General features: G+C 48.0%; 26 protein-coding genes. 21 read left to right on the top strand and 5 right to left on the bottom strand.

The annotated features are described in order from the left end of the window. The first annotated feature begins 260 nt into the window (after window positions 1-260). From infC to pheT, 9 genes are all read left to right on the top strand, one after another. Window positions 261-791 (top strand): translation initiation factor IF-3, encoded by a 531-nt coding sequence (gene infC / locus BV910_RS09700; RefSeq protein WP_012726698.1) that lies wholly within the window; start codon window positions 261-263, stop codon window positions 789-791. A gap of 30 nt (window positions 792-821) precedes the next feature. Beyond that, complete coding sequence (gene rpmI, locus BV910_RS09695) at window positions 822-1,016, top strand: 50S ribosomal protein L35 (RefSeq protein WP_012726697.1); 195 nt, start codon at window positions 822-824, stop codon at window positions 1,014-1,016. 28 nt (window positions 1,017-1,044) lie between these two features. Then, window positions 1,045-1,404: a 50S ribosomal protein L20 gene (rplT, locus tag BV910_RS09690; protein WP_012726696.1), complete on the top strand. Its 360-nt coding sequence runs from the start codon at window positions 1,045-1,047 to the stop codon at window positions 1,402-1,404. An 86-nt stretch (window positions 1,405-1,490) separates the two neighbouring features. Then, window positions 1,491-1,745: a membrane protein gene (locus BV910_RS09685; RefSeq protein ID WP_031423177.1), complete on the top strand. Its 255-nt coding sequence runs from the start codon at window positions 1,491-1,493 to the stop codon at window positions 1,743-1,745. A gap of 24 nt (window positions 1,746-1,769) precedes the next feature. Next, on the top strand, window positions 1,770-2,252 hold the full coding sequence (locus tag BV910_RS09680; protein WP_012726694.1) for a dUTP diphosphatase: 483 nt from the start codon (window positions 1,770-1,772) through the stop codon (window positions 2,250-2,252). 19 nt (window positions 2,253-2,271) lie between these two features. Next, entirely contained in the window at window positions 2,272-3,351 is a 1,080-nt protein-coding gene (locus tag BV910_RS09675) for a M42 family metallopeptidase (protein ID WP_078147180.1), read from the top strand. A gap of 1 nt (window position 3,352) precedes the next feature. Then, entirely contained in the window at window positions 3,353-4,099 is a 747-nt protein-coding gene (locus BV910_RS09670) for a TrmH family RNA methyltransferase (protein ID WP_031423182.1), read from the top strand. Window positions 4,100-4,404: 305 nt separating this feature from the next. Further along, entirely contained in the window at window positions 4,405-5,427 is a 1,023-nt protein-coding gene (pheS, locus tag BV910_RS09665) for a phenylalanine--tRNA ligase subunit alpha (protein WP_078147179.1), read from the top strand. 12 nt (window positions 5,428-5,439) lie between these two features. After that, window positions 5,440-7,815, top strand: a complete 2,376-nt coding sequence (gene pheT, locus BV910_RS09660) for a phenylalanine--tRNA ligase subunit beta (RefSeq protein WP_078147178.1) — start codon at window positions 5,440-5,442, stop codon at window positions 7,813-7,815. A gap of 40 nt (window positions 7,816-7,855) precedes the next feature. On the opposite strand, the gene BV910_RS09655 is transcribed toward pheT, so the two are convergent. The 3 genes from BV910_RS09655 to rnhC form a co-directional block, all read right to left on the bottom strand. Further along, window positions 7,856-8,878 carry a PTS sugar transporter subunit IIC gene (locus BV910_RS09655; protein ID WP_041917916.1) on the bottom strand — a complete coding sequence of 341 codons (1,023 nt, stop codon included), beginning with the start codon at window positions 8,876-8,878 and terminating at the stop codon, window positions 7,856-7,858. A 300-nt stretch (window positions 8,879-9,178) separates the two neighbouring features. Then, window positions 9,179-9,991 (bottom strand): alpha/beta fold hydrolase, encoded by an 813-nt coding sequence (locus BV910_RS09650; protein WP_078147177.1) that lies wholly within the window; start codon window positions 9,989-9,991, stop codon window positions 9,179-9,181. Between the two features lie 71 nt (window positions 9,992-10,062). Further along, on the bottom strand, window positions 10,063-10,977 hold the full coding sequence (gene rnhC / locus BV910_RS09645) for a ribonuclease HIII (protein WP_078147938.1): 915 nt from the start codon (window positions 10,975-10,977) through the stop codon (window positions 10,063-10,065). 119 nt (window positions 10,978-11,096) lie between these two features. Here rnhC and BV910_RS09640 point away from each other — a divergent pair, with 119 nt between their 5' ends. From BV910_RS09640 to BV910_RS09610, 7 genes are all read left to right on the top strand, one after another. Next, window positions 11,097-11,495: a hypothetical protein gene (locus BV910_RS09640; RefSeq protein WP_078147176.1), complete on the top strand. Its 399-nt coding sequence runs from the start codon at window positions 11,097-11,099 to the stop codon at window positions 11,493-11,495. Continuing rightward, window positions 11,495-12,016: an NfeD family protein gene (locus BV910_RS09635; protein ID WP_078147175.1), complete on the top strand. Its 522-nt coding sequence runs from the start codon at window positions 11,495-11,497 to the stop codon at window positions 12,014-12,016. The genes BV910_RS09640 and BV910_RS09635 overlap by 1 nt, the downstream gene beginning before the upstream one ends. Window positions 12,017-12,019: 3 nt before the next feature. Continuing rightward, a complete protein-coding gene (locus tag BV910_RS09630) occupies window positions 12,020-13,540 on the top strand; it encodes a flotillin lipid rafts scaffold protein FloT (protein ID WP_078147174.1) in 1,521 nt (506 codons plus the stop codon). 131 nt (window positions 13,541-13,671) lie between these two features. Beyond that, complete coding sequence (locus BV910_RS09625) at window positions 13,672-14,643, top strand: BMP family lipoprotein (RefSeq protein WP_078147173.1); 972 nt, start codon at window positions 13,672-13,674, stop codon at window positions 14,641-14,643. Further along, on the top strand, window positions 14,640-16,283 hold the full coding sequence (locus BV910_RS09620; RefSeq protein ID WP_078147172.1) for a methyl-accepting chemotaxis protein: 1,644 nt from the start codon (window positions 14,640-14,642) through the stop codon (window positions 16,281-16,283). The genes BV910_RS09625 and BV910_RS09620 overlap by 4 nt, the downstream gene beginning before the upstream one ends. 229 nt (window positions 16,284-16,512) lie before the next feature. Continuing rightward, entirely contained in the window at window positions 16,513-17,088 is a 576-nt protein-coding gene (locus BV910_RS09615; RefSeq protein WP_078147171.1) for a helix-hairpin-helix domain-containing protein, read from the top strand. A gap of 1 nt (window position 17,089) precedes the next feature. After that, window positions 17,090-19,207 carry a DNA internalization-related competence protein ComEC/Rec2 gene (locus BV910_RS09610; RefSeq protein ID WP_078147170.1) on the top strand — a complete coding sequence of 706 codons (2,118 nt, stop codon included), beginning with the start codon at window positions 17,090-17,092 and terminating at the stop codon, window positions 19,205-19,207. A 61-nt stretch (window positions 19,208-19,268) separates the two neighbouring features. Here BV910_RS09610 and BV910_RS09605 read toward each other — a convergent pair whose 3' ends face one another. Beyond that, window positions 19,269-19,433: a YqzM family protein gene (locus BV910_RS09605; RefSeq protein WP_012726678.1), complete on the bottom strand. Its 165-nt coding sequence runs from the start codon at window positions 19,431-19,433 to the stop codon at window positions 19,269-19,271. Between the two features lie 90 nt (window positions 19,434-19,523). On the opposite strand from BV910_RS09605, the gene holA reads away from it, so the two are divergent. Continuing rightward, window positions 19,524-20,534 (top strand): DNA polymerase III subunit delta, encoded by a 1,011-nt coding sequence (holA, locus tag BV910_RS09600; RefSeq protein ID WP_237708269.1) that lies wholly within the window; start codon window positions 19,524-19,526, stop codon window positions 20,532-20,534. A gap of 9 nt (window positions 20,535-20,543) precedes the next feature. After that, a complete protein-coding gene (locus tag BV910_RS09595) occupies window positions 20,544-20,981 on the top strand; it encodes a GNAT family N-acetyltransferase (RefSeq protein ID WP_078147169.1) in 438 nt (145 codons plus the stop codon). Between the two features lie 27 nt (window positions 20,982-21,008). On the opposite strand, the gene rpsT is transcribed toward BV910_RS09595, so the two are convergent. Continuing rightward, window positions 21,009-21,269 carry a 30S ribosomal protein S20 gene (gene rpsT, locus BV910_RS09590; protein WP_012726675.1) on the bottom strand — a complete coding sequence of 87 codons (261 nt, stop codon included), beginning with the start codon at window positions 21,267-21,269 and terminating at the stop codon, window positions 21,009-21,011. A 219-nt stretch (window positions 21,270-21,488) separates the two neighbouring features. Here rpsT and lepA point away from each other — a divergent pair, with 219 nt between their 5' ends. The 3 genes from lepA to BV910_RS09575 all read left to right on the top strand — a co-directional run bounded on the left by lepA (window position 21,489) and on the right by BV910_RS09575 (window position 25,638). Continuing rightward, a complete protein-coding gene (lepA, locus tag BV910_RS09585; protein ID WP_012726674.1) occupies window positions 21,489-23,312 on the top strand; it encodes a translation elongation factor 4 in 1,824 nt (607 codons plus the stop codon). Between the two features lie 114 nt (window positions 23,313-23,426). Further along, window positions 23,427-24,497 (top strand): 3-phosphoserine/phosphohydroxythreonine transaminase, encoded by a 1,071-nt coding sequence (gene serC, locus BV910_RS09580; protein WP_078147168.1) that lies wholly within the window; start codon window positions 23,427-23,429, stop codon window positions 24,495-24,497. Beyond that, window positions 24,475-25,638, top strand: coding sequence for a phosphoglycerate dehydrogenase (locus BV910_RS09575; RefSeq protein WP_078147167.1), 1,164 nt, complete (start codon window positions 24,475-24,477; stop codon window positions 25,636-25,638). Before serC ends, BV910_RS09575 begins: the two co-directional genes overlap by 23 nt. The last annotated feature ends 11 nt before the right edge of the window (window positions 25,639-25,649 follow it).

Raw genomic sequence — 25,649 nt, 5'->3', positions numbered from 1 at the left:
TGTGAGCTACCAATTATTCATGCGCGATATCTTGACATCTTTTCCTGCTAGTGCTAAGATGACATAGTGATTAAAAACAACAAAGCAGAAGCACCCGCTTTTCACCTCGTCTGAGAGTCATCAGGCAGGTCCATCAAGTTCTTGGTTCATTCGGCATCGTCTGCCGTTTTATGACCTCAACTGATGTGTGGGTGGGAAACTGCCGACGCTTTTTTTATTGCCATGTTGTCTTGTCAATCTAAATCTCGTGCAATCGCACGATGGAGGTGCTAACCATTAGCAAAGAGCTCTTTATCAACGAAAACATTCGTGCCCGTGAAGTACGTCTCATTGGCGCAGACGGTGCACAACTCGGTGTGACATCACGTAACGATGCGTTACGTTTAGCTGAAGAAGCGGAACTAGACCTCGTCTTAGTCGCAGATAAAGCAAATCCACCGGTCGCTAAAATTATGGATTATGGGAAGTACCGTTTCGAACTCCAGAAAAAGGAGAAAGAAGCGCGTAAAAACCAAAAAGTCATCCAAATGAAAGAAGTACGTCTCAGTCCAACAATCGAGGACAACGATTTCCAAACAAAATTGCGTAATGCACGCAAGTTCCTTGAAAAAGGAAACAAAGTGAAGGCTTCGATTCGTTTCCGCGGACGTGCCATCACACACTCGGAAATCGGGAAACGTGTTTTGGACAAAATGGCAGCGGAATGTGCCGATTTGGCAACAGTTGAACAAAAGCCGAAGATGGAAGGACGCAGCATGTTCTTAGTGCTGGCTCCGAACAAAGAAGATTAATTATCGATTCTCAGTGGGGAGGAAATACTCATGCCGAAAATGAAATCGCACCGCGGTGCTTCAAAACGTTTCAAACGTACAGCATCAGGTAAACTCAAGCGTTCACACGCTTACACAAGTCACTTGTTCGCAAACAAATCGACTAAAGCGAAACGTAAGCTCCGTAAAGGCGCTATCGTATCAGCTGGAGACTTCAAACGCATTCGCAACATGATCGCGAAGTAATACAGAAACAATTTAGGAGGGAATCCATATGCCACGCGTAAAAGGCGGTTATACGACTCGTCAACGTCGTAAAAAGCAAATTAAACTTGCCAAAGGATACTTTGGTTCGAAACACATTCTATTTAAAGTAGCAAAACAACAGGTCATGAAGTCACTCATGTACGCTTACCGTGACCGTCGTCAGAAGAAACGTGATTTCCGTCGTCTTTGGATCACACGTATCAATGCGGCAGCACGCACAAACGGTCTCTCATACAGCCGTATGATGCACGGCCTCAAGCTTGCAGGAATCGACATCAACCGTAAGATGCTTGCTGAGCTTGCTGTGACAGATGCACAGGCATTCGCGTCACTCGCTGAAACAGCTAAATCAAAATTGAACGCGTAATCGTTCAATCGACAGCGCCGAGACACTCTCTCGGCGCTTTCTTTTTTCTTTAGAATTTCTTAGAATTAAGAGAAGGAGGAAAGCGTATGAATCAATCGGTTGTTGCGATCGTCGCCTTAGCGCTCATTGTCTTGAACGTTTACACCTACATCCAAGCGAAACAGTATGCGCAAGGAAAAGGTGACTTTAACGTCCTATTCGCCTATGCAGGAGGAGCCATCGGTGCCTTGTTCGGTCTTCATTTGACTCGGAAGAAGACGGTTCATGCCCCAAAACTGCTTCAATTACAAGTATTGATTTTAGCAGTGGGCTGGTCTTTAATGATTTTAGTACTGCTATAAGTGGAGATAGAGGAGGAACATCCGGTGAACTGGACAACATTGTTTGATCGGCAGCGCGAATTAGACGAGCGGATCAAAGCACAACATGGATTATCCGGCAATCAATTCGATGAACGGTTACTGGCGCTGCTTGTCGAGCTCGGTGAACTGGCTAACGAAACACGTAGCTTTAAGTTTTGGTCGAAGAAAGGACCGTCGCCTCAAGATGTGATCTTAGAAGAATATGTAGACGGCATTCATTTCTTACTGTCACTTGGTCTTGCGCTTGGGTATGAACGAGATGCGTTTCCTGCGGGAAGTTCATATCTTGATGCGACTGATGCTTTTTTAGATATTTATCGAAAAGTGACGAATTTTGGTCTTTCAAAAACGGAAGCCATGTACGAGACGCTGATGGCAGCTTATCTCGAACTTGGTTATACGCTCGGTTTTAATGAGCAACTCATTTTGCTAGCATACATGAATAAAAATGAAGTAAACCATGAGCGACAAAATCAAGGATATTAATGAAAAGGAGCGGATTGATATGAATGAATCGTTACATATGTTAAAACGTTTGACGGATGCAACAGGCGTCCCAGGAAATGAGGGAGAAGTCCGTCAATTGATGCGTGAATACCTCGAGCCGCATGTCGAGTCGTTTGAACAGGATGGACTCGGAAGTCTATTTGGTCAAGTGACCGGAGATGCTGAAGGTCCGCGTGTCATGATTGCGGGTCACATGGATGAAGTCGGCTTCATGGTGACGCGTGTGGAAGAAGGCGGTTTCCTTCGTTTCCAGGCGCTCGGTGGCTGGTGGAACCAGGTGCTGTTGGCACAACGAATGGATGTAGTCACACGGTCTGGTGAAAAGATTCCGGGTGTCATTGGTGCGAAACCACCTCACGTCCTACCGCTTGAGGCACGGAAGAAGCCCGTCGAAATCAAAGATATGTTCTTAGATATCGGTGCGACGTCGAAAGACGAAGTGGCTGAGTGGGGAATTCGTCCAGGCGATACGGTCGTGCCACATTGTGAATTCACAGTCATGAAAAATGAGAACTTCTTGATGGCGAAGGCATGGGACAACCGCATCGGATGTGCGATTGCCATCGAAGCAGCAAAACGTCTGAAGGAAGAATCGTTCCCAGGCGTCATGTATACAGGAGCGACGGTACAGGAAGAGGTCGGGTTACGTGGAGCGGTGACCGCTGCCAACTTGATTCGCCCGGATGTCGCGATTGCTGTCGATACAGGCATTCCGAGTGATACGCCGGGAATGACCCAAGCAGAAGGGTTGTCAAAACTCGGGGACGGGGTTCAAGTCATCTTCTTTGATGCGACTACCGTCACGAACCCACGCCTTGTCGACCTCATCGTTGACGTGGCCAAAGAGCAAGACATCAAATATCAATTGGACTTAACGCCAGGCGGTGGCACAGATGCTGGGCGATTCCATCTTTCTGGGATCGGGATGCCGGCCATCGCATTGACAGTGCCGGTCCGCTATTTACACACGAACGTGTCCATCATCCATAAGGATGATTACGAGGCAGCGGTACAACTCGTTGTCGCATTGACGAAACGTTTAGACCACGAAACGGTCCAATGGTTGAAAGAGGGATAATATGACGAAGATTACGTCTACGAAGAGCGAGACGATTAAACGATTAAAACGATTGATGACGAAAAAAGGTCGTCAAGAAACGGGTCAATTCCTAGTAGAAGGAGAACATTTGGTGGACGAGGCCATTCGTGCCGGTCGACTCGTCCAACTCATCATGGCTGAGTCGTATTCACCAAAAGGAACGTGGCGACTTGAAGATATGCCAGTCCTCGAGTTATCCGACCACGTTGCGGACCTTCTTTCCGAAACGGAAAAGACCCAAGGCGTGTTTGCCGTTGTCAAGATGACGCCGGTGGAACGAAAAATGAAGAAGGTACTCGTACTAGACCGAGTACAGGACCCGGGTAATCTCGGTACGATGATTCGGACAGCAGATGCTGCCGGATTCGATACGGTGTTACTCGGGAAAGGGACGGTCGATCCGTTCAACGCCAAAGTCGTACGTGCCACACAAGGTTCACTGTTTCACGTGAACGTGACCTCGGTCGACTTGCTTGAAAAGTTACCTGAGCTGAAAGAGGATGGATTCCACGTCTACGGCACAGCTCTCTCAAAGGCAACATCGTATGAGCAAGTTGCATTCGAAGACAAAGTGGCCCTCGTCATTGGGAATGAGGCACAAGGGGTTCATGCTGATGTATTGGCACTCTGTGACACACGTGTGCATATTCCGGTGCTCGGCGACGCGGAATCGCTCAACGCGGCGGTCGCTGCCGGTATTTTAATGTATCGCATCGCTTTACAATAATCTTGTCAGCACGTGAAAAACGTGATAGGTTAAACACATCGATGAATAAGATATGACGTTGAAAGAACATAGTAAGCGAATGACCGATTCCGTTCAGGGAGCAAGGGCCGTGACTGAGAGCCTTTGCCGGATTCGTCGCTGAATTCACTCTGGAGTCGTGTTGGAGACAACACCGGTTTGGCATCACGATAACGATGCTCTCAAGTGGGCCATGAATAATTGGCCAAGTAGGGTGGTACCGCGATGATTCGTCCCTTCAGTCAACGACTGAAGGGATTTTTTTATGTAGAGGAGGAAGCGAACACATGAAAGAACAATTAGAACAGTTACAAGTGGAAGCGTTAGAAGAAATCAAACAGGCATCCACACAAAAATCATTGAATGACGTCCGCATCAAATATTTAGGGAAAAAAGGACCGATGACTGAAGTGCTCCGTGGCATGGGTAAATTATCTGCCGAGGAACGTCCAATCATCGGTGAGTTGGCGAATACCGTTCGTACCGCGATTCAAAGCACACTCGATGCTCGAATCGAAGAGGTGAAGGCGATTGAATTAGAGGAAAAGTTAAAAGCGGAAACGCTCGATGTGACTCTACCGGGGCGGACATCGACTCCTGGCCACAGTCATCTCTTACAACAAATCATCGACGAGATGGAAGACTTGTTCGTTGGACTCGGATATACGATTGCTGAAGGTCCTGAAGTCGAAACCGATCTCTACAACTTCGAAATGCTCAACTTGCCGAAAGATCATCCGGCACGAGACATGCAGGACTCGTTCTATATCACGGAAGAGACGTTACTTCGTACTCATACGTCTCCTGTACAGGCTCGCACGATGTTGGAGGCGAACGGAAAACCGATTCGCATCATCTGCCCAGGTAAAGTGTATCGTCGTGATGAAGACGATGCGACGCACTCGCATCAATTCATGCAAATCGAAGGGTTGGTTGTCGATGAATCCATCTCGATGGCTGACTTGAAAGGGATACTCGAAGTGTTCGTGAAGCAGTTGTTCGGAGAAACGCGCGAAATTCGTCTCCGTCCAAGCTTCTTCCCGTTCACGGAACCATCGGTCGAAGTCGACATCTCTTGCTTCAAGTGTGGCGGGAAAGGATGTAACGTTTGTAAAGGAACCGGGTGGATTGAAATTCTCGGAGGCGGAATGGTCCATCCGCATGTCTTGGAGATGGCTGGCTATGACTCGTCAAAGGTGTCAGGGTTCGCATTCGGAATCGGAGTGGAGCGTATGGCGATGCTCAAACACGGCGTCGACGACATCCGCCATTTCTACACAAATGACTTACGTTTCATCGAGCAATTCTAAGGAGGAAGACAGATGTTACTTTCAAAAAAATGGTTGAATCAATATATTGATGTATCCGATTTAAGCGGCGAAGCGCTCGGTGACTTGATTACGAAGAACGGAATCGAAGTCGAAAGTGTGACAAATCGTGGGGAAGGACTTTCTGGGATCGTCGTCGGGCGGGTCCTTTCATGTGAGAAACATCCGGAAGCGGATAAGTTAAACGTGACAAAAGTTGACATCGGAGAATGTGACCCTGTTCAAATCGTCTGTGGCGCACCGAACGTGCGCGAAGGGCAACATGTGATCGTGGCCAAAGTTGGCGCACGCTTACCAGGACTTAAAATCAAAAAAGCAAAACTTCGTGGTGTCGAATCACAAGGGATGATTTGTTCACTCGAAGAGCTCGGCTTTGAGAAAAAACAAATTCGGGAAGACGAGCAAGATGGAATCCACACATTCCGTGAATCCGTACAAGTTGGTGCAGATGTGCTCGATTTACTCGACTTGAACGATGAAGTCATCGAACTCGGCTTGACTCCGAACCGTTCAGATTGCTTGAGCCTCTATGGAATCATTCATGAGGTTGCGGCCATCTTAGAGCGTCCATACACGTTGCCGACGGCAGATGTCACGTCATCATCACCATCGGAGGTGTCTATCGAACTTGCGACACCGAACTGTTCATATTACGCAGCTCGTGAAGTAAAAGGGGTAACGATTGCAGAGTCGCCACAATGGCTAAAGAATATCTTGATCGCAGAAGGTGTCCGTCCAATCAACAACATTGTCGACGTGACGAACTATGTGATGCTTGAAATCGGACAACCGCTTCACGCATTCGATGCGAAGAAACTCGGCAACTCGATTGTGGTCCGTCAAGCCGAAAATGGAGAAGAAATGGTCACACTCGACGACGTGACGCGCACGCTCGATTCATCGATGATGGTCATCACAGACGGACAAGCTCCAGTCGCCATCGCAGGCGTCATGGGTGGTGCCAATACAGAGGTAGATCTTTCAACGACAGATATCATTTTAGAGTCAGCGTACTTTGATCCGGCATCCGTACGGAAGACGAGCCGTACGCTTGGTCTACGTTCAGATTCAAGCGCTCGTTTCGAAAAAGGCGTTGACCCAGAACGTGTCATGCTCGCGCTCGATCGCGCCGCGCAATTGATTGTCGAACTCGGTGGAGGAGCCATTCATGATGCGGTGCGTTCAGGTGAAGCCGAATCACGTGCCCGAGAAATCCAAGTGTCGATTGACTATATCAACAAGCGCTTAGGGATGACACTCAATCGTCAGACGATCGTTCACATCCTGGAGCGTCTCGGGCTCGCGACAGAAGGGGATGATGTGCTGACAGTACACATTCCATCGCGCCGTCCGGACTTAGAGCTTCCGGCTGATATCACAGAAGAAGTGGCACGTCTATACGGATATGATAGTCTCCCGTCGACGTTACCTGCCTCTCAATCGAAAGGCTTTTTGCCAGCAATCAACGTATTGCGCAGGCAGACACGTCGCTTGTTACAAGGAGTCGGCTTATCACAAGCCATTACCTACTCGTTAACGAGTGAGGCACATGCGACACGTTTCGGTGGAGAAACCGATCAGCTCGTTCGATTGGCGATGCCGATGAGTGAAGAACGCTCTGTACTTCGTACGTCGCTCGTCCCTGGGTTGCTGGAGGCGGCGCGTTACAACACGGCGCGTCAACAATCGAACGTCGCACTTTACGAAACAGGACGCGTCTATACGGAGCACGGAGAAACGTTACCGCGTGAGAAAGAACGGGTGGCTGGTGTCGTCACAGGTCTATGGATGGATCATCGTTCGCAAGGAACACGGATCCCGGTCGACTATTTCGTCGCAAAAGGGATTGTCGACACGTTAGTCCAAACGCTTCGCCTAGATGTCACGTATGAGGCCGTATTGATGCCTGATATGCACCCAGGCCGTACGGCAAACATCTTGATGGACGGAGAGGTCATCGGATATGTCGGACAAGTGCATCCAGGAACATCGAAAGACGTTTACGGTATGAAGGAAGTGTATGTATTCGAACTCGACCTCTTGGCACTTCGTGGAGACGAGACACTTCTTTATCAAGACGTACCACGTTATCCATCAATTTCACGAGATTTGGCACTCGTCTTATCACGTGAGATTCCGGCTGGGACAGTGGAACAAACGATCCGCCAAGCGGCTGGTCCACTCTTGATTGACCTCGTCTTGTTTGACGTCTATACAGGGGAGAATGTTGGAGCGGATGAGAAATCGATTGCCTTCTCACTCAAGTTCCAAGACCCGTCACGAACGTTACAAGATGAAGAAGTAACGGCAGCATATGAAACAATTGTTGAGGCGGTCCGTGCGACACACGGCGCTGAACTCCGAGCGTAAAAATATGGAGCGTTGTCCACCTGTGACAACGCTCCTTTTATTATTGAATCTCGAGTGCGAGATCACCAAACTTGGTCCATCCGACAAGACTCGTCACACGATAGAGAGCCCACGTGATGAGTGCAGGGAGTACGACGCCCGTCATCGTGAAGATGAGAAAGGCATCCAACCCTTGGACCGCTAAAATCTGAAGCGGGGCAATTAGGGAGTTGAGCCCGAGACCCGCAATTTCATATGGGACTTGGAGTGAGAACATCAAAGTAGCAATCGGTGCGGAAATCATCGCGGCGATAAACGGTGGGACGACGATTCGCGGATTTTTGATGATATTCGGAAACTGCACTTTCGGTGTGACAAAGAATGAGGCGACCAATCCACCTGGGTCGGTTTGACGATATGCCATTAAGGTAAATCCAACAAATTGAGCAGAGCAACCGATCAAGGCAGCGGCGCTGGCGACAGGGTCAAGTTGAAGCGCGATGGCGAGTGCGGCAGATGATGCAGGCGACATGAGCATGACACTGAAAACAAGTGCGATGACAAGAGATGTGGCAATCGGCGACGTTTCTACAGATGCGGTGATCCCTTGACTGATTGAGTTGATAAGAGGAGTCGTGACCGCTGCTGCAGCAACCCCAACGATTCCACCACCTAATACGGCTGTGACCGGAACGACCATCATATCAAACTTTGTTTTTCCGAGGACACGTTTTCCAAGCCAGACAGCAGCCGCCGCTGCGATCAGTGCGCTAATCGGTTGACCTGGAACGAGGACGAGTCCGCTTTCTGTTGCTTTTAAAGCTGCACCGCCAATGGTTGCGGCAATCATGGCGCTAAATAGGATGAGCGTGTTGCTTCCAAGTTGAAACGCGACGCCAGCGCCTAAAGCGGGTGCCAATAATGATTTGGCGACTTGTCCAATCTGTACGAGCATCGCGATTCCGGTCAAATTACCAATCGTCTCAATCAATAAACCGACACCGAGCGTGACGAGGACGGCGTTTGCCATCCCTGCTGAAATTTTTACCATTCGATCCATCATATACTGCTTCACTTCCATCATCTCCTCTATGTCTTTGTGTCAAGAAAAAAACCTATCCATCAAGGATAGGCGCGGTTTCAATCTACAGGCGCCTGTCCGATTACCACGGGAACAAGGGCCTGAAAAGTCGTTTTTGAAAACAAAACGATTTCAGTCCCTCAGTCGAATAATAATCAGCAGGCTGTTCATATGTACGGGATTGGACATTTCGAGCATCTCCTCTTCGTTGGATTTGCTAAAGAATACCACCTATTTTTGTAATAATCAATATTTTCTGAAAATAAACATTAAAAAATTCAGGAAGCCCCGTGGCATCCTGAATTAGCTCATTTGTAGTGAACGTGCTTGAATCTGATCATCGATAAAATTCATCGACAACGCATTGAATTGATCGGGTTGGTCTACATTGACCACATGACCAGAGTCTGCAACGATTTCAACATTGGCTGTCGGCTGATGTTTCGCTGTCCGTTCGACAGCTTCAAGAAACATATAATCCTCATCACCCATAATATATAAAATCGGGACATTCGTCTGGATCGAAGTGAACTGATTCAGTAAAGGATTAATATTTTCCGTCATTTTGAACCAACGGATAAACTCGCGTTGACATAAGTTCGCCGCATCGCGGACGAACATCATCCGAGACTTTTTGTGACGCTTCTTCGGGAGTAAAATCCATGCGAATAATTTATATAACCACATGTAGGGGACAAAGTTTTGCACAAGACTACCAAGTCGGATGAGCAACGTGGAGCGCACATTGAATTTGACGATGGCTCCGCCGAGAACGACCGATGCGATTCGATCGGGATAGTGCTCAAACATCGCCTGAATCACAATCGTTCCTAAAGACAGACCGACCATGTGTCCTTTTTCGATACCTAAGTGATCCATGACTTCAATGACGTCCTTGGCGACGACATCAAACGTATAGGCGTTCAACGGTTGTTTGAGCGACTGTTCAGCATCGTATGAACCGCCATGACCGCGTAAATCGACGAGCAGGACATTATATTTTTTACGGAAGGGACGAAGTTGACGATACCAATGTGATAAACTTCCTCCGGCCCCGTGTATGAAGATGACCCAAGGATGGTCATCACTAATCGTGTAGGTTTTATAATGCAGCATGAACGCTATCCTCCAAAAATTTTAAGTTCATTTAACCGTAAAATGAGTATATCATACTTGATGTCGAAGCTCTACAAACGACGTTCATTCAAGTTGAGAGCTTTCTTTGTATTCGCAAAATGGACTTTAGCAATCTTTTGTAAATAATCCTGACCATAACGTCGAATGATTTGAGCGGCGACTTGGTCGACTTTTGCTCCTGCCCCTTTCGGGAGGGTTAATCCTACTTGTTTACTTAGTTTGTCCATTTCTTTTAAGAAGAAGGCGCGAGCTAAAATGGAAGCAGCTGCGACGGCGACATGAAGTCCTTCGGCTTTTGTAGAAAAGTAGACATCGTCGCGCACGATATCGCGTTCTGCCCGCAAATGTTGATAATAGACCGACTTCTCTGCGAACTGATCGATGAGAATGGCATCGGGTTTTTGTCCGAGTTTCTCAAGCAACGCTCGAAGCGCAGCATTATGGGCGATGGCAGTCATTTTACCTTGTGTCATCGTACGTTGCATGTTGTTGTATGTTGGATTATGCAGTGTCGCTTTTTGATAAGGAATCGTAGCGTGTAAATCCTTCGCAATCCGGATGATTTCAGGATCGGATAACTGTTTGGAATCTTTTACGCCGAGTTCTTTCACGAGTGCGATTTGATCGCATGAGACAAAAGCCGCTACGACGACGAGTGGTCCGAAATAATCTCCTTTTCCGACCTCGTCGCTTCCAACGACAGACCAACTTGAAAATCCTTCAGGTAAAATGGTGTTCGGTGTGGATGCTTGTTTCTTCTCGGCGGGTGTTCCCCATTTCACTGCCTCGGTCTCGGCATCTTTTCCTTGGAACATCACTTTCCCTGATTGATAAATCGTTACGACAAATCCCGGTGTCTTGGCGCTGAATGTCGCATATGGTGGTGGCGCGACTGCATACTCATGATACATTTTCTTTAGTTTTTCTTGTGATGCGGATGATAGCTTGATGACTTGGTTGCCCAACATGAGCACTTCCTTTCTGTATGGCAAATTCATTTTACATTTTTTTATGATTTTTTGAAACCGAAGATGAGGTTTTATCGTATATGGAGATGAGTAGAGAAAAGTGAGGTGAGGTGGACGTGTGGTGGCGCGATGACACGCAACGAGATGAGGTAGAGGAATTATACAAGCACATTCTCGAACTCGAGGCGAGAATTGCTAAATTAGTAGCTCATCAAGTGAGAGTGCGTCGGCTACTGATGCAAGATTCTTCTGAGGGCGTGACGGATCAAGTCGTTCAAGTTCAAAAAGAAGTGGAATATTTTTTAAACAGGATGCGGCTCGAACGACAAGAACTTGTCGACCTATACAATCGGCGACGAATTGAACGTTCCATCGGGCGAGTTCGAGAAGTGAACGACTTATCCACTTCATCACTGTCGGAGTGGGATGAGATTGAGGATCGACTTGCATTAGAAGTCGAACAACTTCGACGTGTACTGATGATGGAACAAAAACGTCGACAGGAGGGGTGGTAATGGAGGCAATCGATCAACTGTATTGGTGGGTGTTGATCATCGCTGGTCTTGGAACCTTTATTTACATGATGTTCTCCGATGCGTTCGAAATGTTCGAGGGTTGGTTTAACCCTGCAGTCATCTTATCGTTCTTAGCACTAGGGGCAGGGATTGGGCTTATCTTAAACGCGTTGGCTCACGTTTCCCCGATGATTGGGCTCGCTGTCGCATTGGTCGGGTCTCTTGCTTTGACGACACTTCTCTATTTATTTGTTCTCTTACCGCTCTCCAATGCGGAAGAATCCATTGGTTTGACGGATGAGGCATTAGGTGGACGTGTCGGACGATTGACCGTGCCCATTCCTGAAGGCGGGTATGGCGAAGTTTTGATTGAGACAGTAACGGGCTCGCTTTTAAAGACGGCTCAAAGCTTAGACGGTACATCGATTTCGACAGATCATCGGGTAGTCATCATTGAAGTAAAAGGCAATATCGCAATCGTCATGCCATATGACGAACCTACAATTCGAGAGGAGATATAACACATGAATACGGCTATCTTAGTCAGCATCATCGTCGGGGTCATCATCCTCGCACTTGTGTTTGTATTCGTATTAAAATATCGCACAGTCGGACCAGATGAGGCACTGATTGTGACAGGTAGTTATTTAGGCAAGAAAAATGTACATAGCGATACATCCGGTAACCGCGTTAAAATCATTCGCGGTGGCGGGACGTTCGTCTTTCCGGTATTCCAACAAGCAGAACCCCTCAGCTTGCTCTCAAGCAAATTAGAGGTCACAACGCCTGAAGTCTATACAGAGCAGGGTGTCCCGGTCATGGCGGACGGAACAGCCATCATTAAAATTGGTGGATCAATCAGTGAAATCGCGACAGCAGCTGAGCAGTTCCTCGGAAAACCGAAGATTGAACGAGAAAACGAAGCGAAAGAAGTGTTAGAAGGTCATTTACGCTCGATCTTAGGTTCCATGACCGTTGAAGAGATTTATAAGAACCGTGACAAGTTCTCGCAAGAAGTTCAACGAGTCGCATCACAAGACTTGGCGAAGATGGGATTAGTCATCGTGTCATTCACCATCAAAGACGTTCGAGATAAGAATGGATACTTAGAATCGTTAGGGAAGCCGCGTATCGCCCAAGTGAAGCGTGATGCTGATATCGCGACTGCGGAAGCGGATAAAGAGACGCGCATCAAACAGGCGGAAGCGATGAAAGATGCGAAGAAGGCCGAACTTGAGCGTGCCTCTGAAATCGCGGAAGCTGAGAAAGAGAACCAACTCCGAATCGCGGCATATCGCCGTGAGCAAGATGTTGCCAAAGCCCGGGCCGACCAAGCGTATGAGCTTGAGGAAGCGCGTGCGAAACAAGAAGTCACCGAACAACAGATGCAAGTTCAAATCATCGAGCGTCAAAAGCAAATCGAGCTCGAAGAGAAAGAAATTATGCGTCGTGAGAAACAATATGATTCAGAAGTGAAGAAAAAAGCCGATGCGGATCGATACTCGATTGAACAGTCTGCCGCTGCGGATAAAGCACGTCAAATCGCAATCGCGGATGCAGAGAAGTATCGTATTGAAGCACAGGCGAAAGCCGATGCGGAACGCGTACGTTTGGCAGGTCTTGCAGAAGCGGATTCTGAACGTGCGAAAGGTGAGGCGGAAGCGGAAATTATCCGTTTGACCGGTCTTGCAGAAGCCGAAGCGAAAGAGAAGATTGCCGAAGCCTTCGCGCAATACGGACAAGCGGCGATTCTCGATATGGTCGTCAAAATGCTTCCTGATTATGCGAAAGAAATTGCATCGCCACTCGGTAACATCGATCAGATTACGGTCGTCGACACGGGGAGCGGACAAAACGGTGGCGCTGGTAAAGTGACAGGTTACGCAACCGACCTCATGGCATCGCTTCAACAAACATTAAAAGCTTCTTCGGGCATCGATATGAAAGACTTGCTCGAGAACTTTGCGGGAAAAGGGAACGTTGCAACAGCCCCAACACCGGAGCGTGAATTAGCTGATACAACGGTTGCTGCTTCAAAAGAATGAGTGTACGAAGCCATGGACGATGTCTATGGCTTTTTTTATTACCACAACTTTTAAAAAAAATCATGGAGAACAATGCCTTCTCAGTCGATATAAGGGTTGTCAGACCATTAGAGAGAGGGAGTATTGAATACATGAAGAAAAGCATAATGCTCAGTACAATCACAGCTTGTACCCTTTGGTTGTCCGGTTGTCAGTCGGTTATCGACGATCCGAATACCACTGTAGAAGAACGACAGACGATGGGGGTCGTCCTATCTGACGTTGGTCTCGGGGACCAATCGTTCAGTGACGCAGCCATGCGCGGGATGGGTGAGCTACGTGAGACGGGTGATTGGTTCGTTGATTATCGTGAACTATCCGAAACGGAGACGTACAAAGTTGGCTTTGAAGAATTGGTAGAAGAGGGACATGATGTGATCGTCGGTCTCGGTTTTGCGTGTCAAGAAGACTTAGAGGCCGTTGCGGCTGAACATCCGGAACAGCAATTCGCTTTGATCGATGGCGTGTCTGAACTTCCGAACGTCTTGAATATTACGTTTGAAGAAGGAGAGGGCAGTACGCTTGCTGGCGCGGTGGCTGGTCTTGAGACAGAGTCCGATACGATTGGATTTATCGGTGGGATGGATATGGAACTCATTCAGAAATTTGAAGCAGGATTTGAACGTGGCGCTAAGGCAGTGAACGAGGACGTGGAGATGCTCGTTGACTTCTCGAATGATTTTGCTTCACCGGAGCTCGGTCGTGAACTCGCTGAGAAACAAATTAAAGCGGGCGCAGATGTTCTTTATGCTGCAGCAGGACTGACAGGGGTCGGTGTACTCGAGACGGCTGAAAAATACGGCGTCAAGGCAATCGGGGTCGATAGTGATCAATCGATGATTGCACCAGATGCGGTTGTGACGTCGATGTTGAAACAAGTTGATTTGGCGATTGTAGAAATTGCGGGTCGTGTGACTGAAAAACCATTTAATGAACACGTCATCCTTGGAATTGAAGAGGGTGGCGTCGGCTTGGCTCCGCTTCGTCGCATTCAATGGGATGAGAAAGAAACATCAGAGTATGAATCGGTAGAACGTCAGTTGAAGGAGGGGACACTTAAATGAGTTTACGTAAACGTTTTATCTTCTCAACCGTCTTCACCGTCGTCTTGATCGTACTGATGATGAGTTACGTCTTGTCGACGTTGAATCGCTTGCAAACATATAACGAACAGTATGGAAGTCAAATGATTGAATTGTCTCAACTTGAAACGTCACTCCTACAAGAACAATCCCTCTGGACGTCACTTGGTGAACAGTCGAACCAATCTACATTGACTCAATTAGAGCGCATCCGTGTGACAAACGCGGAAACATTCGATGATTTAAAACAGTCTTATTTGATTCCGGCATTTTCAAATCATTTAGACCGTGCCACGATGAAGTACGAACAGGTGAACGAAGATGTCGAGTCGGCACTTGAAGGTGGTATCGGAGCTCGGATTCAGGCAGCGAAACTGGAAGGTTTGTTAAATGATGTCAATACGTTGATTGCAAAGAACGGTTCATTCTATGAAGCGCTTCAAGTAGAGGCGGCAAATGAGACGGAACGTCTCTTGTTGATCTCAGTCCTCTTGACGATTCTCGTCATCCTAGCGCTCGGAATCTACAACTTCTTCTTTGCCCGTTCGATCACTCGACCACTCGAAAAAAATGTCAAGGTGGCAGAAGCGATTGCAGCCGGACGTCTCGTCACGTTGCCTGAGTCGACGCGCAATGATGAAATCGGACGTCTTGAACGTGCCATGCGTGACATGACGGCATCTCTTCAGACGGTGATCGGGTCAATCCGAGTCACATCAATGAAAGTGAACGGGATGACCGAAACGGCCGCGGCCGAAAATGAAGCAGTCGTGAGTACGACGTCTAACATCACGAACGCGGTTGATGAGATGGCACACGGAGCACAGTCGATTGCAAATGAGTTGCAAGAAACGCTCAGCTCAGTGCATACGATGGCGACTTCATTTGAGACGAGTTTGAACCAGACGAAACAAACGACGGAAGAAACGTCAGAAATGACACGTGAAGTAGCGGCTGGGATTGAAACATTAACGGACCAGGAGCACATTTTAGATCGTTCAAGCGAACGGAATGAAGTACTTGTCACGCGAATGGACCACTTTGCACGACAAACGGCTGAGATTGAGGCGATGGCGAAGCTTGTCGAAGACGTCGCGGCTCAGACGAATTTACTTGCCCTCAATGCGGCAATCGAGGCAGCCCGTGCGGGAGAAGCAGGACGAGGATTTGCTGTCGTAGCAAGTGAAGTGAAGAAGTTGGCGGAAGAGAGCAACAAAGCGACTCGCTCTATTTTCCACGTCGTCGAGACGATCCAGCAAGAAGTCGTCCGTTTGACGGAAACGGTGAATGAGTCAAAACGCGAGCAAGAGGCGCAATTAGAAGCGTTCGGATTGACGAAAGAAGCATTCAACCGAATCCATGAACGGACAGACCACGTCGCTTCGTTCGTGCGCACAATCGAACAAGAGATGCGCACATCGAGTAACGAGGTAAACAACGTCTTGCGCCGCGTTGAAGAAGTATCTGGGGTGACGGAAGAGTTGGCCGCAGGAAACGAAGAAGTGGCAGCCTCGATGAAAGAACAGCAGGCAAGCTTCGATCAAATCTTTACATTGATGCAAGAGTTAGAAGGACAGGCAGCGGCACTCGCTGACCAGGTTCAGCATTTCGAAGAAGAATAATCGAACAGTGAACAGTAGGAACGGAGGCCACGTGATGGTCTCCGTTTTTTTCGTCATTCTATAACCTGTTCATAGAAATTATGTCGATAAATATCGTTACACGTACGAGTGCGATATGGAACATGCAAACAAATCATTTCCTAAAGTTAAGATTGTGGGGAAGAACGAGACGTGTTTAGAAACACATGATTCGCCATACTGAACGTAACAGAACAGGGTGGTGATCCGCTTGGAAAGATGGAAACAACTCGTCATCGGTCTCCTAGTCGTTCTTTTTTTAGGAGTGGGCTATTTGTTTTATCAAAAGGAACCGGAGCAACGAATGGTGGACGAATTCGTCATGGAACCTGAGGAGGTCACGCCGACCACGACCCCAGAGCGTATGGAGCTCGTTGTGTATGTGACAGGTGCGGTTGAATCTCCGAACGTATATACCGTACCAGAAGGGGCGAGAGTGGGCGATGTGCTCTCTTTGGCAGTCCTGACAGATGAAGCTGACCCAGAGCAGTTGAATTTAGCACAGTTGTTAGTTGATGGAGTCAAAATCATCGTGCCGAAAAAAGGAGAAACACCGATTTCGCAAGACTCAGCGAGTCCTGAGGTCGAAACGAACGGTGTTCATGTCAACAGTGCGACGAAAGAGGAACTGATGACAGTTCCAGGAATTGGTCCAGCCAAAGCCGAGGCGATTTTAAATCATCTGAAAGCGAACGGTCCATTTAAAACATATGAAGCGCTAGGTGATGTGAAGGGGTTCGGCGAAAAGACATTAGAAAGTATGAAGCCATATTTATTGGTACCTTAAGATGCCGCTGTTTCCATTGTTTGCGGTACTCATTGTAACTGGTCTGACAGAAGGAGTCTATTTGGTCTCTGTGGTCGCTAGTGTCTTTTATCTGGTCACACGACGTGGGCAAGGCCTGTATGCGAAAGCCGGAGTGATTGGACTCATCTGTATCGCATCGTTCCATACGACCCCTACAGAATCGTTACCGTCAGACACGATTGCCTTCTCAATCGAAAGTCGAAAAGAGAATGGGAAATCGGTAAGACTATACGGGAACGTAGACGATCTTCAGGGCGTCTTACGAGGACGCGAACTAAATCGCGGACGACCAGGAGAGACGTGCCTCGTGCAAATCGAAGTAGAGGCGTTTCAACCGTTACGAAACACCGGGGGATTTGATGAACGGGCTTGGGCACGGAGTTCAAACGTATCCTTTAAAGGGAAGGTGAAGCGAATCGACACGTGTCGTCCGACGGCAGGGTGGGACGGTCGGATGCTACGTTGGAAAGAGCGAAAACTTCAGCAAATTGAGCAGCGTCATCGTGCGGATGTCGCATTATATATGGAGGCATTATTGTTCGGAGAGAGTCGAATGCTAGATGAACAGACCTCATTTTCTTATCGTGTTACGGGCCTTCTTCATCTTCTTGTGATTTCCGGTTCACATATTGCTATGTTGATCGTGGCCATGCGCATATTGATGCAGCCGATCCCTATTCGACGTGAAACGAAGACGGTACTGATGATCTTTAGTATTACGATGTTCGGATGGATGACTGGTTTTTCCCCACCTGTCGCAAGAGCTGTCGTCGTCGCAGATGCGATCCTCTTTCTCTCTCTTTTCGGTGTGACGATTCGAGACCCGATTCGGCTCTTGAGTTGGTGTGCGGCGGGAATGTTGGCCGTTCAACCGTTCCTTGTCACAAATCTGGGTTTCCAATTGACGGTCGGGATGACCTTCTTTTTGTTAGTCACGAGACAAATCTGGACAGGACTAATCGAGTTGTCCGTTTTCGCACAGCTGTTTGGGCTGATTGTACTATGGCAAGTACAACCGGTTCTATCCGTCGCGGCACCGATATGGAATCTCGTGATGGCCATCTGTATCTCGTGGATCATCATGCCACTCGCATTTGTCACATGGATGTTTCCTTCAATTGCCCCGTTGTTCATGGTTGTCTTGGACGCGATTCATGGAATGTTCACTCTCCATGATGATTTACGACCTTGGCTTCCGTTGCACGATCTGGCGTTGCCGTCGCAAATCGCATTGTGTCTAGGGTTATGGGGAAGCTTGACGCTGATAAATCGGAATCGATGGATTGGATGGGGGGCGGCCATCATGACATGTGGGTTGATTGCGGGATGGTCAGAATGGTCGGAATCCTCACGGGTGACCTTTTTGGATGTCGGGCAAGGTGATGCAATCGTCGTAGAATCGGGAAGAACGATTGGTGTCATTGATGTAGGAGGCGTATTTCAAGATCCAAACGAGCAAAAGCGAAGCACATTTGACCCGGGGGAAGATGTATTGGCCCCTTATTTATGGAAACGTGGGGAGCGTTCGCTTGATTTTGTCCTGTTGACCCATGCGGATCATGACCACATCGGGGGATTAGAGGGATTATTGAAGGTAGTGACGGTGGAAGAGCTTTGGATATCAAAAGAAGTGGCGAATGCTGAAAAACGAGAAGAACTGCTACACTTAGCAGCGGCCTATGATGTATCGGTCCATTATCTCGAGGCAGACGATCGGCCGACGCCATGGATGTGGATTGTGGCACCGAATCGCCCACACGAAGATGAAAATGGTCATTCGATCAGCCTGTACATGAACGTAGGTGGCATGCGGTATCTATTGACAGGAGATTTGCCGATAGAAGGAGAAGCCGAGTTACCGACGCTTGACGTCGACGTATTTAAACTAGGACATCACGGATCCAATACGTCGTCGGGGGAAGAACTGCTTGAGCGAATCGATCCAGAATGGGTCATTGCGAGTGTCGGTTCGAACAATCGGTATGGACATCCGCACGAGGAGACGTTACGACGGGTTGTGGGGAAACGTCTATTACGAACCGATTTGAACGGGATGATTGTCTGTGAAGAGAACATGTGTCGGGGGATCATCGAGTAGCACGGCATAAAATGTGATACACTAAAAAACGATTGCTCCCCCGGGGCAATCGTTTGAACACTTATAGACTTAAGAACTTGATGATGACACCGATGAAGAAAATCGTGAAGAAAAAGCCAAATGGGACGATGAAGCCGATCGCAGAGTCGATGGCGTCATTACGTTTGCATTGAACGTCATTTTCAAACGGGTTTTCACTCGGTGGGCGTACTGAGTTGATTTGCATATTAGGTCCCTCCTTATCATACTTCCTTTATAAGTATAGCGAATCATGGGAAGATAATCTATGTTTAGATGAGAATAAATTGTGAAAGTGGTGTGTGTTTTGAATGAACCGTGGTTACATAATGGAAAACTGGCGAGCGTATATGTTCTCCATGGCACCGAAAAATATTTGTTAGAGACGTGGGAACGTGAAATCGTGAAAGCGGCCAATCCATCCGGTGATCAATTTGATGTCATGCAATTAGATCTTCAAGAGACGTCACTCGATACGGCGCTTGATGAAGCAGAGACGGTCCCTTTCTTTAGTGAATATCGCACGGTTATCGTGAAAAATGCCCAGTTCTTAACGGGTGCGAAAGAGAAGCAAAAGCACAATGTTGACCGTCTGGCGGAATATGTCGTGCAACCGGCGACCTACTCGGTTCTTGTCTTGATTGTCGAGTCAGAAAAACTCGATGAGCGGAAGAAAATCGTGAAGCGTCTGAAAGAGCGTGCCATCGTCCTCGAAGCGAAAAAGCCGAGCCAAAACGAACTGATGCGATACGTGAACGATGCATTGAGTCGTGAACAACAAAAGATGGAGCGCTCTACGATGGAGCGTCTTTTATTCCTATGTCAGGATGATTGGGGAAAGTTGGTTCGCGAACTAGAGAAGCTACAGTTGTACGCGGGAACGGGTGCGACGATTCCGATTGAGATTGTGAATGATTTAGTTCCACGTACATTAGAAGATAACGTCTTTCAGCTCTCGGAGCTTCTCGTCAAGCGACAAGCTGATGCAGCGCTTCGATTGGTTCGGGATTTAGAAAAACAAGGGCAAGAACTGATTGGGCTACTCGGGTTGCTTGCTCGGCAATATCGGAACATGTACCTGTCGAAACAGTTGACAGAGGCAGGCTATGGAGAGAAGCAAATCGCATCGAAAATCGGGGCCCACCCGTATACAATCAAATTGGCGACACAAGCGAGTCGCGGCTTTTCAGAGGCTCAGCTCGCACGTGCGTTGACATTGATTGCAGACGCGGACGAGGCCATGAAAACAGGACGAGGTGACAAACAGATCGTTTTCGATACGCTCGTTTGTCAACTGGCCTTATTGTGAGGTGAGGGAATGGGATTCAAACAAGTGACGCTTCAAGACGTGATCCCACTCCGTCATGTTGTGCTCAGACCAGGAAAAGACGTTGAGACATGCTATTTTGAAGGGGATGAGGTGCCGACGACGCGACACTTCGCTTGGGTTGAAGGCGATCGAGTGCTATCGGTCGCTACAGTCATGCTGTCCCCGAAACAAATCGAGGGTGTGAAGATTCCGCTCCAACTCCGTGGCATGGCGACGGATCCTCATGTTTCGGGACAAGGAATCGGCTCTCGATTTTTACAGGCACTCCATGATGAACTGAGGAGTTCATGGTGGTGTAATGCGAGAGAAGTGGCTGTCCGTTTCTATGAACGAAATGGACTTACACGAATCGGGGAGCCGTTCGACATCCCTGGGATTGGCCCACACTACGTCATGGTATACAAAAAAACAGCCGGCTCCGAATAGGAGGCGGCTGTTTCGTGTGATCTCTAATTAGAGAGCAGCGATACGAGCTGCGAGGCGTGATTTATCACGACCTGCTTTGTTTTTGTGGATAAGACCTTTTGATGCAGCCTTGTCGAGCTTCTTCGTAGCGAGAACGAAAGCTTCTTGAGCAGCTTCTTTGTTTCCTTCGAGTACGAGAGCATCAACACGTTTTACTGCTGTACGCATTGCCGCTTTCTCTTGTGAGTTCGCAACACGACGTTTTTCAGAAGTTTTTGCACGTTTGATTGCTGATTTGATGTTTGCCATTGTTTGTCACCTCCTGAAACAAGAAAGTGTATGTTCTTATTACTTCAAGTAATCATTCAACAGAACAAGCACAATTGTAGCAAACGGTTATATGAAAAGCAACCACTTGATGATTATTCTGAAAACTATCTGTGGTATTGTTGTAGTAGGTCGTACACATTACTTTAGGATTTTGATATAATGACACGGTATGCATGAGAAGGATAGGTGAACCCATATATGAACAAACAAGAATTAGAGAATCGTCAGAAGAAGATTCGTAACTTTTCCATCATCGCGCACATCGATCATGGAAAGTCGACGCTCGCTGACCGGATTCTTGAGAAGACTGGTGCACTCACGGCTCGTGAGATGAAAGAGCAGACGCTTGACGCGATGGACTTGGAGCGTGAGCGTGGAATTACAATCAAATTGAACGCCGTCAAATTGAACTATACGGCGAAAGACGGAGAAGAGTATATTCTTCACTTGATCGACACGCCAGGACACGTCGACTTCACATATGAAGTGTCACGTTCGCTTGCGGCATGTGAAGGTGCGATTCTCGTCGTCGACGCAGCGCAAGGAATTGAAGCGCAAACCCTTGCGAACGTTTATTTAGCACTCGATAACGACCTTGAAATCATTCCGGTCATTAATAAAATCGACTTGCCGTCAGCGGATGTCGAGCGGGTCCGTCAAGAGATTGAAGACGTCATCGGACTCGATGCGAGTGACGCGGTCCCGACTTCTGCAAAAGCGGGAATCGGGATTGAAGAGATTCTCGAACAAATCGTGGAACTTGTCCCTCCGCCGACAGGAGACCCGTCTGAACCATTGCAAGCACTGATTTTTGACTCATACTATGACGCTTACCGCGGTGTCGTCGCATCGATTCGTATCGTGAACGGTTCAGTCAAAGTAGGAGACAAGGTTCAAATGATGGCGACCGGCAAGACGTTCGAAGTGACGGACCTCGGTGTCTCGACGCCAAAACCGATCTCTGTTAAAGAATTGAACGTCGGAGACGTTGGTACGCTTTCTGCATCCATTAAAACAGTCGGAGATGTTCGCGTCGGGGATACGATCACACTTGCTAAAAACCCGGCAACGAGTCAGCTACCTGGTTATCGCAAGATGAACCCGATGGTGTACTGTGGTTTGTATCCGATTGATGCGGCTAAGTACAATGATCTTCGTGAGGCACTTGAAAAGCTCCAGCTCTCGGATGCCGCGCTCGAGTTTGAACCAGAGACATCGCAAGCGCTCGGTTTTGGTTTCCGTTGTGGATTCCTCGGCATGCTTCATATGGAAATCATTCAAGAGCGGATTGAACGTGAGTTTAACATCGACTTGATTACGACTGCACCATCGGTAATTTATCACGTGACGACGACTTCAGGCGAAGTGATTCACGTCGATAACCCATCGAAGATGCCAGAGCAACAAAAGGTCGATTCGATTGAAGAGCCATACGTCAAGGCGGCTGTCATGACACCAAACGACTACGTGGGTGCCATCATGGAACTTTGCCAGAAGAAACGCGGAACGTTCATCGATATGCAATATATCGATACGACTCGCGTCAAAATCACGTATGAGATTCCGCTCAGTGAAATCGTCTATGATTTCTTCGATCAGTTGAAATCGAGCACGAAAGGCTATGCGTCTCTCGATTATGAGTTGATCGGCTACCGTCAATCACGCCTCGTGAAGATGGATATCTTGCTCAATAACGAAGTCGTCGATGCACTCAGCTTCATCGTTCACCGTGACTTCGCGTACGAGCGTGGGAAGGTTATTGTTGAGAAGCTTAAGGCACTCATTCCACGGATGCAGTTCGAAGTTCCAGTCCAAGCGGCTGTCGGAACCAAAATCGTCGCACGTTCTACGATTAAAGCACTTCGTAAAAACGTTTTGGCAAAATGTTACGGAGGAGATATCTCCCGTAAACGGAAACTCCTCGAGAAACAAAAAGAAGGTAAGAAGCGCATGAAGATGGTCGGGTCCGTCGAAGTCCCGCAAGAAGCGTTTATGTCTGTTCTCTCAATGGACGAAGAATAATGAGATTGAATCGCCCTGATTTTCGAATCAGGGCGATTTTGTATTTTAGGCAGGAAATGCCACTTCCTATAAGGAAGAGTACACCCTTAGACAGACTATAGAGGAGGAAACATCGTGTCGACGTATACATACTCTGCGGGTCCCGGCATGCTACCGACGGAAGTGATGCAAGAGATTCAACAACATCTTCTGACGTTTGAATATGAAGGCGTTTCGATTATCGAAACGAGTCATCGCTCCGCGTCTTTCCAACGTGTGGTCGACTCTCTTGAATGGAGACTGAGAAGACTCATGCATATCCCTGAGAATTATGCCGTACTTTGGCTACAGGGCGGGGCGACGTTACAATTTTCCATGATTCCGATGAATTTACGGAAACAGAATCGATTCGTTTATGTGGATACAGGCATCTGGTCTAAAAAAGCGATGGAAGATGCGAAACACTTTGGAGAGGTCGATGTCATTCATCCGTTGGTAGATGCGACGGGAGGGATGTCTTTTGAATCGAGCCTTGTCCAAGAGGTGGACTATCTCCATGTGACACTGAACAACACGATTGAAGGGACTCGATTTACACATATCCCTGAAGTCGATATTCCGTTGATTGCAGATGCTTCCTCGAATATTCTAGCCGAGCAGATCGATGTGGAGCGCTTCGGGGTGATTTATGCCGGAGCCCAGAAGAATATCGGACCTGCAGGACTGACGGTCGTCATCATCCGTCGAGATTTGATTCAGTCGCTTCAGTTGCCGAGTTATCTTCAATATGCATCACATGTCGATACGTTATTCAATACACCGTCGACGTTTAGTATGTATGTAGCCGAGCGTGTATTGAAGTGGGTCGAAGACTGCGGAGGCGTCGAAGCGATGGAACGATTGAATCGTCAAAAAAGTGACAGGATCTATTCCTATCTTGAAGAGTCGACCTGTTTTTCTCCAATTGTAACGGGGGAACGTCGTTCATTGACGAACATCCCATTTACAACGGGAAATCAAGAGCTGGATCTGCGCTTTGAGCGATACGCGTTAGAACGTGGCTTGCTCGAACTCGGTGGCCATCGTTCGGTAGGGGGCTTACGTGCAAGTCTATATAATGCGATGCCGCTAGAAGGGGCAGAACGCCTCGTCGACGTCATGAGAGCATTCGAGGAGGAGACCCATGTATCACATCAAAACATTTAATCAAATCGCTGCCGCTGGTCTGAAACGATTCGAGCCAAGCGAGTACGTCATCAATGCATCGGATCAAGCCGATGCTTGGGTACTGAGAAGTCATCAAGTCCATGAAGAGGACATCCCTCCCTATCTTCTCGCCATCGCTAGAGCTGGGGCCGGTGTCAACAACCTTCCGCTCGATCAACTTGCGAAACGAGGAATCGTCGCGTTTCATACACCTGGCGCGAATGCGAATGCGGTGAAAGAGCTCGTCCTTGCAAGCATGATCCTCTCAGTACGACCTATTGTGAAAGGTTTCAATTGGGTGAATGAACAGACTACCGCATCGCAATCTCAATTAGAAGAAGCGATGGAATTGCAAAAACGACAATTCCTCGGAGCGGAGTTGCGAGGTAAAAAAGTGGGGATTATCGGTCTGGGAGCCATCGGTGCGTCGCTAGCCAACAATCTTCTCCAACTCGGGGTCGATGTCATCGGATACGACCCTCATCTCTCGGTTGATGCCGCTTGGAATATTTCGAAACATGTCACGCGTGCTAAACACTTAAGTGAAGTACTGGGCAACGTTGATTTACTGTCGATCCATATGCCTTTGACTGAGGAGACTCGATTCAGCATCGACCGGAGTTGGTTTGAGCGAATGAAACCGGGGATGACTGTTTTGAACTTTGCGCGAGGAGAACTCGTGAAAGATGATGACTTACTGAAGGCATTCCATCATCATGTGGGACTGTATGTGACCGACTTCCCCCGTCACACGCTGATCGGTCATCCGCAAGTCATGGCATTGCCTCACCTCGGTGCATCGACTAAAGAGTCGGAAGTCAACTGTGCCATTCAAGCCGTGGAGACGCTGAAATTGTATCTCGAGACAGGGAATATTCGTTCGTCCGCTAATTTTCCAAACGTCGAGCTTCCATACACGGGTAAACGCCGTCTTGGGATTTTGCATCGAAACGTCCCGAACATGGTCGGTCAAATCACGGGAGAACTTGCCTCACATGGATTGAATATCGATAACATGGTCAATCGTAGCCGCGGGGAGATGGCGTATACGTTGATTGATTTAGACAACAGCGAGCATGAACCTTTATCGATTCATGCGCTGTATGAAATACAGGGCGTCATTCGCGTCCGGGAATTTTAAGGAGGATCCTT

The sequence above is a fragment of the Exiguobacterium sp. HVEsp1 genome (genome assembly GCF_002009685.1).
Classification (GTDB): domain Bacteria; phylum Bacillota; class Bacilli; order Exiguobacteriales; family Exiguobacteriaceae; genus Exiguobacterium; species Exiguobacterium profundum.
The sequence above is the reverse complement of the archived record's forward strand: the minus strand, read 5'-3'. Positions and strand labels throughout refer to the sequence as shown.